Genomic DNA, 13,560 nt, shown 5'->3' with positions numbered 1-13,560 from the left:
GGTCCTGGATTGCCAGGCGGCCCACGCAGGAGGACGAGGTAGACGTCAACACGTGCGCCCCGACCTGTCTGTGTCGGGGCGCTTTTCGTTTCCAGGCTCCCCAGCCCCTCGCGCCCCGTTGGTCGGTGGACATCCACCCAACACGAGGAGGCAAGCATGGCCAAGGCTGACAAGGCCACAGCGGTCGCCGACATCGCCGAGAAGTTCAAGGAGTCGACGGCCACCGTCGTCACCGAGTACCGCGGCTTGACGGTTGCCCATCTTGCCGAGCTGCGCAGGTCGCTGGGAGACGGCACCACCTACACCGTCGCCAAGAACACCCTGGTGAAGCGGGCGGCGAGCGAGGCCGGCGTCGACGGCCTCGACGACCTGTTCACCGGACCGACCGCGATCGCGTTCATCAACGGTGAGCCGGTCGACGCCGCCAAGGCGATCAAGAAGTTCGCCAAGGACAACAAGGCCCTGATCGTCAAGGGCGGCTACATGGAGGGCCGCGCGCTCTCCGTGGACGAGGTCAACCGCATCGCGGACCTCGAGTCGCGCGAGGTGCTCCTGTCCAAGCTGGCAGGCGCCATGAAGGCCAAGCAGTCCCAGGCCGCGGCGCTGTTCACTGCGCCCGCGTCCCAGATCGCACGTCTGGCCGCAGCTCTGCAAGAGAAGAAGGCCGGGTCGGAATCGTCCGACCCCGCCGCATGACCCGTACACCACCACAAACAGCACACAAGTAAGGAAGGACCATTCACATGGCCAAGCTCAGCACCGATGAATTGCTCGACGCCTTCAAGGAAATGACCCTGCTCGAGCTCTCCGAGTTCGTGAAGCAGTTCGAGGAGACCTTCGACGTCACCGCGGCCGCCCCGGTCGCCGTCGCAGCTGCCGGCCCCGCCGGTGGCGCGCCCGCCGAGGCCGCTGAAGAGCAGAGCGAGTTCGACGTCATCCTCGAGGGTGCCGGCGAGAAGAAGATCGGCGTCATCAAGGTCGTCCGCGAGATCGTGTCCGGCCTGGGCCTCAAGGAGGCCAAGGATCTCGTCGACAGCGCCCCCAAGGCACTGCTCGAGAAGGTCGCCAAGGAGGCCGCCGACGACGCCAAGGCCAAGCTCGAGGCTGCCGGCGCCACGGTGACCGTCAAGTAGCTCACCGCGCACGTCGGCGGAGCCGACAAGCGCATCCTGTGGGGTCGACCTGGCAAACAGGTCGGCCCCACAGTTGCGTTTACGGGAGTACTGCGGCCGACCGGCCCATACGGTGTTGCCGGTTTCGCTCGTAGGCTACAGTGACTCAAGCCACAGGCAGGTGTCGTGGTGGAACGAAACAGTGGCGGAAGGATCGCGCGTGGGCATCGGCATTCAGGTTGAGGGACTGACCAAGTCCTTCGGTTCCCAGCGAATCTGGGAAGACGTCACGTTCGACATTCCCGCCGGCGAGGTCAGCGTTCTGCTCGGCCCGTCGGGTACCGGTAAGTCGGTGTTCCTGAAGTCGCTCATCGGCCTGCTGCGCCCCGAGCGCGGCAAGATCATCGTCGACGGCACCAACATCATCGAGTGCTCCGCCAAGGAGCTCTACGAGATTCGCACGCTGTTCGGTGTGATGTTCCAGGACGGCGCGCTGTTCGGCTCGATGAGCCTTTACGACAACACGGCATTCCCACTTCGTGAGCACACGAAGAAGAAGGAATCCGAGATCCGTCAGATCGTGATGGAGAAGCTCGACCTGGTCGGTCTGGCCGGCGACGAGACCAAGTTCCCGGGTGAGATCTCCGGCGGTATGCGCAAGCGCGCCGGGCTGGCCCGCTCGCTGGTGCTCGACCCGAAGATCATCCTCTGCGACGAGCCCGACTCGGGTCTGGACCCGGTGCGTACGGCGTATCTGTCTCAGCTGTTGATCGACATCAACGCCCAGATCGACTGCACGATCCTGATCGTGACGCACAACATCAACATCGCTCGCACGGTGCCCGACAACATGGGCATGCTGTTCCGCAAGCACCTGGTGATGTTCGGCCCGCGCGAGGTACTGCTGACCTCCGACGAGCCGGTGGTCAAGCAGTTCCTCAACGGTCGCCGCATCGGCCCCATCGGCATGTCCGAGGAGAAGGATGAAGGCACGATGGCCGAGGAGCAGGCCATGGTCGACGCGGGTCACCACGACGGTGGCACCGACGAGATCGAAGGCGTGCCGCCGCAGGTCATGGCCACCCCCGGCATGCCCGAGCGCAAGGCCGTCGGTCGCCGCCAGGCCCGTGTGCGCGAGATCATGCACACCCTGCCGCCGGCTGCGCAGGAAGCCATCCGCGACAGCCTCGACGGAACCGACAACCGCGACCGCAACGGCAACGGCCACGGGAACGGCTCCTACGCCGCGGACGACACCACGTCGCGCCACCGCACCGACGAAGAGGCGCCCACCGCGTCGATCCCGGTGCAGCGCGAGGCCTAGCCTCCGGTACCCCTACTGATGCCCGACGCCGAACACTCGGCGGCGCTCACTCGCGTGCGCGCGCTGCTGTCCGAACCCGCGTCTGTCGTGGACGGATACCTCGACGTCATGGGCGCGGACCGCGTGCCCCAGTCGACGGCTCAACGCGTCATGGGTTCGACGCTCCTGCCGCGCATCTACGAGCGGTTGTGGCGCCCCGTGCTGTTCTTCGGCTTCACGTTGCGCAATACCGCCGACGAAGACCGGCTGAAGCTTCGACTGCTCGACATCCATGCCGGCGACTACGTGCTCGACGTCGCCTGCGGACCCGGCAACACGACGCGCACGTTCGTCGGCCAGGTGGGATCCGACGGTCTGGTCGTCGGGGTCGACAGCTCACCGACGATGCTGGCTCGCGCCGTCTCCGATACGCCGCCGGGGGATCCCCTGGCGTACGTGCGGGCCGACGGCTCGGAACTACCGTTCGGCGACGCCACCTTCGACGCGGTGAGCTGTTACGGCGCGCTGTACCTGATGGACGACCCGTTCGGCTCACTGCGCGACATGATCCGGGTGCTCAAGCCCGGCGGGCGCATTGCGGTACTCACGACGTGCGCCCGCGGCCCCGCACCGGTGCGCCAGCTCGAGGTCGCTGCCTCGCGGATCGCGCCGCTACGCCTCTTCGACGCCGACGAGATCACCGACGCGATGCGCGACGCGGGTCTGGTCGACGTCGCGTGTCGGGTGACCGCCGCGTCTCAGACCGTCAGCGGTAGACGCGGGCTCTGAGCCGCAGCCGGGGGAGCGGCGTCGGTCGCGGGCGCGTCATCATTGGATGACGGGCGCGGGAGCGCACACCCATCGGGCCGCGGACTCCATGTCGAAATTCTGACGTAGGCGGCAATTGGATCCCGCCACGTCGTTGGCAGGGGCTATGGTCCGGCCGTGACGTCGACGAAGATGCTGCGTGCGCTGTGGATCGCTGCGGCGGGTGCATGCGTCGCGCTGAGTGCAGGCAACGGAGTGGCCTCCGCGGAGTCCGATGCTTCCGACGGCGGGGCGGCCGCGTCGTCGGCCGACTCCACGACGGGTGCGCAGCCCGGTTCGGAGCCTGGTTCGCAACCGGATGCGCAGCCCGACGCCAGCGAACCCTCATCGATCCCGGAACTCGTTGACCACGGGGGTGATTCGAGTACCGGGCCGACGAGCAGCGACAAGCCGGTGAGCACCATCAGTGCGTCCACGGTGACAGTGCGGCGCGACGACGCCACGACCGTCGAGGCTGCACCGAAGGTCGAATCCGTCACCGCGACCGACGACGAGACCTCGACCGACGCCGAGCCTCCGGCGTCCTCCCCGGAGAACGTGCCGTCGGCGCCTGTGCAGCCAGCCGTCGTCGAGCCAGCCGAAGTCGAGCCAGCCATCGTCGAGCCAGTCATCGTGAAGCCCGCCGTGGTCGAGCCCGCCGTGGTGACCGAGGAAGCCCCGGCCGTTCCCGTCGCCGCTCAAATGACAGGTGATAGTCGCAGCCTGGCGGCCCCCACCGCCTTCGCCGCACCCCTGCGAACCAATCCAGGGCCGCTGGCCACGGTGGTGATCAGCCTGCTGTCGGCATTTGGGTTGATGCCGAACCTCCCACCGGCGCCGGTCTACGTCGTGGGCGTGCCGGCCGTACCCGTGCCGGGCGCATCGTCGATCAACGGCGTGACCGGCGTCAAGGTCGGCAGCTCGAGCCTGGCGATCCCGGTCGGCGGCTCTACCTATACCGGTGCGGCCAACTGGTACTTCCCGACCCAGGCCGACGGCACCGTTCAGGCCCAGGGCGTGATGCTGCTGCAACACGGCTTCCTGGGCTCCAACTTCTGGTACTCGGCCCAAGCGCAAGACCTGGCGCAGCGCACCAACAGCATCGTGGTGGTGCCGAACATCCCGTCCTTCGGTTTCTTCACCTGCGCTGGCTGCACTCTCAGCGCAGTCCCGATGCAGCAGGGCGTGGCCGCGCTGTTCGTCGACCCGAGCCGGACGTCGCTGACCGCCAGCGCGCTGGCTGCGGGCTACCACGGCGTGCTCCCGGAGAACTTCGTCCTCACCGGGCACTCGGCGGGCGGAGGACTGGCCACGGCCGCGGGCGGCTTCTACGCCGACGCCGTCGGGCCCGGGAGCAACGATCTCCTCGGCGTGGTGATGTTCGACGGCGTCTCGTCCAACGGCACCTTCGCTGACGCGTTGGCGAGCCTGGAAGCGCTCGACATCCCGGTGTACCAGGTCGCGGCGCCGCCACAGCCGTGGAACGCCAACGGCCAGACGACGGCCGACCTGGTCGCGCTCAAACCCGGCGAGTTCGTCGGCGTCACGCTGGCGAACGGCTCGCACGTCGACTCCTTGATCGGCGGGTCGCCGCTCATCGACTTCGTCAGCCAGCTGTTGATCCGGCGGTCTCCCCCCGGCAACACCCAAGCCGTGTACACGCTCTCCGACGGCTGGATCAACGACATGTACGCCGGCCTCGGGCCGACCAACGGCATCTACGGCATCTACGGTGCGCCGGACGAGTACATCATCCTGGGCCAGGCCGCCGGCGTCGTGCTCGGACCGCCGCCGGTCGTGAACCTGAACGACTACCTGGGGACCTGGTACGAGGTCGGCAGCGTGAAGCAGTTCTTCTCGATCGGTCTGGTGAACACGACCGCGGTGTACAGCCTGAACGCCGACGGATCCATCCGGGTCGTGAACTCGGGCAACTACTTCTTCGACGGTGGGCCCGAATCGCGCATCGTCGGCACGGCGCTGCCGGTCAATGCCACCAACGACAAGCTGAACGTCACCTTCTTCGGGTCGCCGTCTGCGGCCCCGCCGGGCAACTACTGGATCGTCGACCTGGCGCCGGACTACAGCTGGGCGGTCGTGAGTGATTCACGCGGCCGTACCGGGTTCTTGCTCAGCCGCACCCGCGTGGTCTCCGACGAGCTGTACCGGGAGCTGCTAGACCGAGCGTCCGTCGACGGTGTCAACGGCTGGATCACCCGTACTCGTCAGCCAGCAGCGGTCTCAGAGCCGAATGTCGCCGTCTCCGTTTGACGACGGCGCCTACCGGCAATCTGCCGGGGGTAGGAGCCGGATCGAGATCGAGAAATCCACAGCCGACACGGCTCTATCTCTTGACGAGAGGCGGCAAACGGGCCAATCTGTTGGTCAGCATGGATGCACGAGTTAGGAACGCCAGCCAGCGTCTTGTTCGCCGCTGCATGCGTTAGTTGAGGAATGCGCCGTCCTGCGCTATCGTTGGACGTTGCGCTGGCTGCATCCTGCCCACCTCACTCGCACACCGTCTAGCCTGAGCCCTTGCTCAGCATCTAGACGCGTGCCGTGCTCCGGGAAGCCTGATGGAGCCAGCCGAACCGACGCAGATATAGCGGCCACGGTCCGGTTCTCCGGCATCGGAAGTCGCATGAGGTGCTGGAAGGACTCATATCTTGGCCTCTCGCCAGATCAGTTCAGTAGATCCCAATAACTCCGTTCCTGGAGCACCCAACCGAGTCTCCTTCGCGAAGCTCCGCGAACCTCTCGAGGTTCCGGGGCTTCTCGACGTTCAGACGGACTCCTTCGATTGGTTGATCGGCGGCGAAGGATGGCGCGCCAAGGCCATCGAGCGCGGCGAGCCGAACCCCAAGGGTGGCCTCGAAGAGGTCCTCGAGGAACTTTCGCCGATCGAGGACTTCGCAGGCACGTTGTCGCTGAGCTTCTCCGACCCGCGGTTCGACGAGGTGAAGGCACCCGTCGACGACTGCAAGGAGAAGGACCAGACCTACGCAGCCCCGCTGTTCGTCACCGCTGAGTTCATCAACAACACCACCGGTGAGATCAAGAGCCAGACGGTCTTCATGGGCGACTTCCCGATGATGACCGAGAAGGGCACCTTCATCATCAACGGCACCGAGCGTGTCGTGGTGAGCCAGCTGGTGCGTTCGCCGGGCGTGTACTTCGACAAGTCGAAGGACAAGGCCACCGACAACGACCTCACCAGCGTGAAGGTCATCCCCGGTCGCGGCGCCTGGCTCGAGTTCGACGTCGACAAGCGCGCCACCGTCGGCGTGCGCATCGACCGCAAGCGTCGCCAGCCGGTCACCGTGCTGCTGAAGGCACTCGGCTGGACCAGCGAGCAGATCGCAGAGCGCTTCGGCTTCTCCGAGATCATGATGTCGACCCTCGAGAAGGACAGCACCGCCGGTCCCGACGAGGCCCTGCTGGACATCTACCGGAAGCTGCGCCCGGGCGAGCCGCCGACCAAGGAGTCGGCGCAGACCCTGCTGGAGAACCTGTTCTTCAAGGAGAAGCGCTACGACCTGGCTCGCGTCGGCCGCTACAAGGTCAACAAGAAGCTGGGCCTCAACCCCGGCGTGCCGATCACCAGCTCGACGCTGACGCCCGAGGACATCGCGGCCACCATCGAGTACCTGGTGCGCCTGCACGAGGCCCCGCAGGATCAGATCACCTACATGACCGCCCCCGGCGGCATCGAGGTTCCCGTCGAGGTCGACGACATCGACCACTTCGGCAACCGTCGTCTGCGTACGGTCGGTGAGCTGATCCAGAACCAGATCCGCGTCGGCCTGTCCCGCATGGAGCGCGTCGTGCGTGAGCGCATGACGACCCAGGACGTCGAGGCGATCACGCCGCAGACCCTGATCAACATCCGTCCCGTCGTGGCGGCGATCAAGGAGTTCTTCGGCACCAGCCAGCTGTCGCAGTTCATGGACCAGAACAACCCGCTGTCGGGTCTGACCCACAAGCGCCGCCTGTCGGCGCTGGGCCCCGGCGGTCTGTCCCGTGAGCGCGCCGGCCTCGAGGTCCGCGACGTGCACTCGAGCCACTACGGCCGCATGTGCCCGATCGAGACCCCGGAAGGTCCGAACATCGGTCTGATCGGCTCGCTGTCGGTCTACGCCAGGGTGAACCCGTTCGGCTTCATCGAGACGCCCTACCGCAAGGTCGTCGACGGCAAGGTCACCGACGAGATCAACCACCTCACCGCCGACGAGGAGGACCGCCACGTCGTGGCGCAGGCCAACTCGCCGATCGACGAGGACGGCAACTTCACCGAGACCCGAATCCTGGTCCGACGCAAGGGCGGCGAGGTCGAGTACGTGTCGTCCGCCGAGGTCGACTACATGGACGTCTCGCCGCGCCAGATGGTGTCGGTCGCGACGGCGATGATCCCGTTCCTCGAGCACGACGACGCCAACCGCGCCCTCATGGGTGCCAACATGCAGCGCCAGGCGGTTCCGCTGGTGCGCAGCGAGGCACCGCTGGTCGGCACGGGCATGGAGTTGCGTGCCGCGATCGATGCAGGCGACGTCGTGGTGTCCGCGAAGTCCGGTGTCGTCGAGGAGGTCTCGGCCGACTACGTCACCGTGATGGCCGACGACGGCTCCCGGCACACCTACCGGATGCGCAAGTTCGCCCGCTCGAACCACGGCACGTGCGCCAACCAGCGCCCGATCGTGGACTCGGGGCAGCGTGTCGAGTCCGGTCAGGTCATCGCCGACGGTCCGTGCACCGAGAACGGTGAGATGGCGCTGGGCAAGAACCTGCTCGTCGCCGTCATGCCGTGGGAGGGTCACAACTACGAGGACGCGATCATCCTCTCGCAGCGCCTGGTCGAGGAGGACGTCCTGACGTCCATCCACATCGAGGAGCACGAGATCGACGCGCGCGACACCAAGCTGGGCGCCGAGGAGATCACCCGGGACATCCCGAACGTCTCCGACGAGGTGCTGGCAGATCTCGACGAGCGCGGCATCGTCCGCATCGGCGCCGAGGTCCGCGACGGCGACATCCTCGTCGGCAAGGTGACGCCGAAGGGCGAGACCGAGCTGACCCCGGAGGAGCGCCTGCTGCGCGCCATCTTCGGCGAGAAGGCCCGCGAGGTCCGCGACACGTCTCTCAAGGTGCCCCACGGTGAGTCCGGCAAGGTCATCGGCGTCCGCGTGTTCTCACGCGAGGACGACGACGAGCTGCCCGCCGGCGTCAACGAGCTGGTCCGCGTCTACGTGGCCCAGAAGCGCAAGATCTCCGACGGCGACAAGCTCGCCGGACGCCACGGCAACAAGGGCGTCATCGGCAAGATCCTGCCGATCGAGGACATGCCGTTCATGCCGGACGGCACGCCGGTCGACATCATCCTGAACACGCACGGTGTGCCGCGACGGATGAACATCGGCCAGATCCTCGAGACGCACCTGGGCTGGGTGGCCAAGGCGGGTTGGAACATCAACGTCGCCGAGGGCACCCCGGAGTGGGCCGCGAACCTGCCGGAGAGGCTGCTCACGTCCGAGCCGGACAGCATCGTCGCCACCCCGGTGTTCGACGGTGCCCGCGAGGGCGAGCTGGAGGGTCTGCTGGCCTCGACGCTGCCCAACCGCGACGGCGACGTCATGGTCAACGCCCAAGGCAAGTCGCAGCTGTTCGACGGCCGCAGTGGCGAACCGTTCCCGTACCCGGTGACGGTCGGCTACATGTACATCCTGAAGCTGCACCACTTGGTCGACGACAAGATCCACGCCCGCTCGACCGGCCCGTACTCGATGATCACGCAGCAGCCGCTGGGTGGTAAGGCGCAGTTCGGTGGTCAGCGGTTCGGCGAGATGGAGTGCTGGGCCATGCAGGCCTACGGCGCGGCGTACACGCTGCAGGAGCTCTTGACGATCAAGTCCGACGACACCGTCGGTCGCGTCAAGGTCTACGAGGCGATCGTCAAGGGCGAGAACATCCCCGAGCCGGGCATTCCCGAGTCGTTCAAGGTGCTGCTCAAGGAGCTGCAGTCGCTGTGCCTCAACGTCGAGGTGCTCTCCAGTGAGGGCACTGCGATCGAGATGCGCGACACCGACGACGAGGACCTGGAACGCGCTGCCGCGAACCTGGGAATCAACCTGTCCCGCAACGAGTCCCCGTCGGTCGAAGATCTCGCATAGAGACCTCCGTCCAGCCACTTCTTAGTAATTTGATTCGAAATCCCGCAAGGGGAAAGGGAGTTACGTGCTAGACGTCAACTTCTTCGATGAACTCCGTATCGGTCTCGCGACCGCGGACGACATCCGCAACTGGTCCTACGGCGAGGTCAAGAAGCCGGAGACCATCAACTACCGCACGCTCAAGCCAGAGAAGGACGGCCTGTTCTGCGAGAAGATCTTCGGACCTACTCGCGACTGGGAGTGCTACTGCGGCAAGTACAAGCGCGTCCGCTTCAAGGGCATCGTCTGTGAGCGCTGCGGCGTCGAGGTGACTCGCGCCAAGGTGCGTCGTGAGCGGATGGGCCACATCGAGCTGGCCGCACCCGTCACGCACATCTGGTACTTCAAGGGCGTGCCGTCGCGGTTGGGCTACCTGCTCGACCTGGCACCGAAGGATCTCGAGAAGATCATCTACTTCGCCGCCTACGTCATCACCGCGGTGAACACCGAGATGCGCCACAACGAGCTGTCCACGCTCGAGGCCGAGATGGTCGTCGAGAAGAAGGCCGTCGAGGACCAGCGCGATCTGGACCTCGCCGAGCGTTCGCAGAAGCTCGAGAACGACCTTGCCGAGCTGGAGAAGGAAGGCGCCAAGTCCGACGTTCGCCGCAAGGTGCGCGACGGTGGCGAGCGCGAGATGCGCCAGCTCCGCGACCGGACCCAGCGCGAGCTGGACCGGCTCGACGAGATCTGGACGACGTTCACCAAACTCGCTCCCAAGCAGCTGATCGTGGACGAGGTGCTCTACCGCGAGCTGCAGGACCGCTACGGCGAGTACTTCGAGGGCGCCATGGGCGCGGAGTCGATCAAGAAGCTCATCGAGAACTTCGACATCGAGGCCGAGGCCGAGAGCCTGCGCGACACCATCAAGAACGGCAAGGGCCAGAAGAAGCTTCGCGCCCTCAAGCGTCTGAAGGTCGTCGCTGCGTTCCAGCAGTCGGGCAACTCGCCGCTGGGCATGGTCCTCGACGCCGTGCCGGTGATTCCGCCGGAGCTGCGTCCGATGGTTCAGCTCGACGGTGGCCGCTTCGCCACCTCCGACCTGAACGACCTGTACCGCCGCGTCATCAACCGCAACAACCGGCTCAAGCGACTGATCGACCTCGGCGCGCCCGAGATCATCGTCAACAACGAGAAGCGCATGCTTCAGGAGTCGGTGGACGCGCTGTTCGACAACGGTCGTCGTGGTCGTCCCGTCACCGGGCCGGGCAACCGTCCGCTCAAGTCGCTCTCGGATCTGCTCAAGGGCAAGCAGGGTCGGTTCCGCCAGAACCTGCTCGGCAAGCGCGTCGACTACTCGGGCCGTTCGGTCATCGTGGTCGGCCCGCAGCTCAAGCTGCACCAGTGCGGCCTGCCGAAGCTGATGGCACTCGAGCTGTTCAAGCCGTTCGTGATGAAGCGTCTGGTCGACCTGAACCACGCGCAGAACATCAAGAGCGCCAAGCGCATGGTGGAGCGTCAGCGCCCGCAGGTGTGGGACGTCCTCGAAGAGGTCATCGCCGAGCACCCCGTGCTGCTGAACCGTGCACCAACGCTGCACCGCCTGGGCATCCAGGCCTTCGAACCGCAGCTGGTGGAGGGCAAGGCAATTCAGCTGCACCCGCTGGTGTGTGAGGCGTTCAACGCCGACTTCGACGGTGACCAGATGGCCGTGCACCTTCCGCTGTCCGCGGAGGCGCAGGCCGAGGCACGCATCCTGATGCTGTCCTCGAACAACATCCTGTCGCCGGCGTCGGGCAAGCCGCTCGCCATGCCGCGTCTCGACATGGTGACCGGGCTGTACTTCCTGACCACCGAGATCCCCGGCGACCTGGGCGAGTACACGCCCGCCGCCAAGGATCAGCCGGAGACGGGTGTCTACAGCACGGCCGCCGAGGCACAGATGGCCGTCGATCGCGGCATGCTGTCGGTCCGCGCCAAGATCAAGGTTCGGCTGACGCACCTGCGTCCGCCTGCCGACATCGAGGCGCATCTGTTCCCCGAGGGCTGGAAGCTCGGCGACGCCTGGATCGCCGAGACGACGCTGGGCCGCGTGCTGTTCAACGAGCTGCTCCCCAGGGGCTACGCGTTCGTCGACGAGCAGATGCACAAGAAGGTCCAGGCCAGGATCATCAACGACCTGGCCGAGCGCTACCCCATGATCGTGGTGGCGCAGACCGTCGACAAGCTCAAGGACGCCGGCTTCCACTGGGCCACCCGCTCGGGAGTCACCGTGTCGATGGCGGACGTTCTGGTGCCGCCGGACAAGGAAGGCATCCTCGAGCGTCACGAGGCCGAGGCAGACCGCATCGAGAAGCAGTACCAGCGCGGCGGTCTGAACAAGGAAGAGCGCAACGGCGAACTGGTGAAGATCTGGCAGCAGGCCACCGAAGAGGTCGGCAAGGCGCTGGAGGAGTACTACCCCGAGGACAACCCGATCATCACGATCGTGAAGTCCGGTGCCACGGGCAACCTGACCCAGACCCGCACGCTCGCGGGCATGAAGGGTCTGGTGACCAACCCCAAGGGTGAGTTCATCCCGCGTCCGATCAAGTCCTCGTTCCGCGAGGGCCTGACCGTGCTCGAGTACTTCATCAACACGCACGGCGCCCGCAAGGGCCTGGCGGACACGGCTCTTCGTACCGCTGACTCGGGTTACCTGACCCGTCGTCTGGTGGACGTCAGCCAGGACGTCATCGTCCGCGAGCACGACTGCGACACCGAGCGCGGCATCAACGTCGTGCTTGCCGAGCCCGACGCCAACGGTGCCCTCATCCGGGACCCGCACGTCGAGACCGCGGCGTTCGCACGCACGCTCGCCAGTGACGCCGTCGACTCGAACGGCAACGTGATCATCCAGCGTGGCCACGACCTGGGCGATCCGGCGATCGACGCACTGCTCGCCGCCGGCATCAACTCGGTTCGCGTGCGCTCGGTCCTGACGTGCGCGAGCGCGTCCGGCGTGTGCGCCATGTGCTACGGCCGTTCGATGGCGACGGGCAAGCTCGTCGACATCGGCGAGGCGGTCGGCATCGTTGCGGCGCAGTCGATCGGTGAGCCCGGCACGCAGCTGACGATGCGTACCTTCCACCAGGGTGGCGTCACCGGTGGCGCCGACATCGTCGGTGGTCTGCCCCGCGTCCAGGAACTGTTCGAGGCCCGCGTGCCGCGCAACACTGCGCCGATCGCGGACCTGTCCGGACGGGTTCGCCTGGAGGAGACCGAGAAGTTCTACAAGATCACGATCGTGCCGGACGACGGCAGCGAAGAAGTGGTCTACGACAAGATCTCGCGTCGCCAGCGGCTGAAGTCCTTCAAGCACGAGGACGGCGAGGAGCGGTTGCTCTCCGACGGCGATCACGTCGAGGTCGGTCAGCAGCTCATGGAGGGTTCGGCCAACCCGCACGAGGTTCTTCGCGTGCAGGGTCAGCGGAGCGTTCAGCAGCACCTCGTCAACGAGGTGCAGGACGTCTACCGCGCCCAGGGTGTGTCGATCCACGACAAGCACATCGAGGTGATCGTGCGGCAGATGCTGCGCCGCGTCACGATCATCGACTCGGGTGCTACCGAGTTCCTGCCCGGTTCACTGACCGAGCGTGCGGAATTCGAGTCGGCGAACCGTCGCGTCGTGGCCGAGGGCAACGAGCCCGCGGCCGGACGTCCGGTGCTCATGGGCATCACGAAGGCATCGCTGGCCACCGATTCGTGGCTGTCGGCGGCGTCGTTCCAGGAGACCACTCGCGTGCTCACCGATGCGGCGATCAACTGCCGCAGCGACAAGCTGCAGGGTCTGAAGGAGAACGTGATCATCGGCAAGCTGATCCCGGCCGGTACCGGCATCGCCCGTTACCGCGACATCCAGGTGCAGCCGACCGAGGAAGCTCGGGCTGCTGCGTACACGATCCCGTCCTACGAGGATCAGTACTACAGCCCGGACTTCGGCCAGAGTTCCGGCCAGGCCGTGCCGCTGGACGACTACGGATTCAGCGACTACCGCTAGTCAGCACGACGGAGAAGCCCCCGCTTTCGAGCGGGGGCTTCTTCTTTTCCCGCCGAGCAGACGCTAAAGCCCCTGATCCCGGCCACTTAGGGGGTTTTTGCGTCTGCTCGCGGAGGGTCGTTGGCCGAGTTATCCCCAGATCGTCAACCGGGGTGT

General features: G+C 66.2%; 7 protein-coding genes. All 7 read left to right on the top strand.

From position 1 onward, the window contains the following. Window positions 1-156: 156 nt before the first annotated feature. The 7 genes from rplJ (at window position 157) to LOK44_RS10865 (ending at window position 13,404) form a co-directional block, all read left to right on the top strand. Window positions 157-696 (top strand): 50S ribosomal protein L10, encoded by a 540-nt coding sequence (rplJ, locus tag LOK44_RS10895; protein ID WP_237569992.1) that lies wholly within the window; start codon window positions 157-159, stop codon window positions 694-696. 47 nt (window positions 697-743) lie between these two features. Further along, window positions 744-1,133 (top strand): 50S ribosomal protein L7/L12, encoded by a 390-nt coding sequence (gene rplL, locus LOK44_RS10890; protein ID WP_237569991.1) that lies wholly within the window; start codon window positions 744-746, stop codon window positions 1,131-1,133. A gap of 199 nt (window positions 1,134-1,332) precedes the next feature. Continuing rightward, on the top strand, window positions 1,333-2,436 hold the full coding sequence (locus LOK44_RS10885) for an ABC transporter ATP-binding protein (protein WP_237569990.1): 1,104 nt from the start codon (window positions 1,333-1,335) through the stop codon (window positions 2,434-2,436). A gap of 18 nt (window positions 2,437-2,454) precedes the next feature. Beyond that, the gene (locus LOK44_RS10880) at window positions 2,455-3,204 is read left to right on the top strand and encodes a class I SAM-dependent methyltransferase (protein WP_237569989.1); all 750 of its coding nucleotides are present in this window, start codon (window positions 2,455-2,457) and stop codon (window positions 3,202-3,204) included. Between the two features lie 156 nt (window positions 3,205-3,360). Further along, complete coding sequence (locus LOK44_RS10875) at window positions 3,361-5,493, top strand: lipocalin family protein (protein ID WP_237569988.1); 2,133 nt, start codon at window positions 3,361-3,363, stop codon at window positions 5,491-5,493. 392 nt (window positions 5,494-5,885) lie between these two features. After that, a complete protein-coding gene (gene rpoB / locus LOK44_RS10870; protein WP_237570582.1) occupies window positions 5,886-9,386 on the top strand; it encodes a DNA-directed RNA polymerase subunit beta in 3,501 nt (1,166 codons plus the stop codon). A gap of 64 nt (window positions 9,387-9,450) precedes the next feature. Continuing rightward, the gene (locus tag LOK44_RS10865) at window positions 9,451-13,404 is read left to right on the top strand and encodes a DNA-directed RNA polymerase subunit beta' (RefSeq protein WP_237569987.1); all 3,954 of its coding nucleotides are present in this window, start codon (window positions 9,451-9,453) and stop codon (window positions 13,402-13,404) included. Window positions 13,405-13,560 lie beyond the last annotated feature (156 nt).

Source organism: Mycolicibacterium lacusdiani (assembly GCF_021916785.1).
GTDB lineage: Bacteria > Actinomycetota > Actinomycetes > Mycobacteriales > Mycobacteriaceae > Mycobacterium > Mycobacterium lacusdiani.
This window is presented reverse-complemented; position numbering and strand designations above follow the sequence as displayed.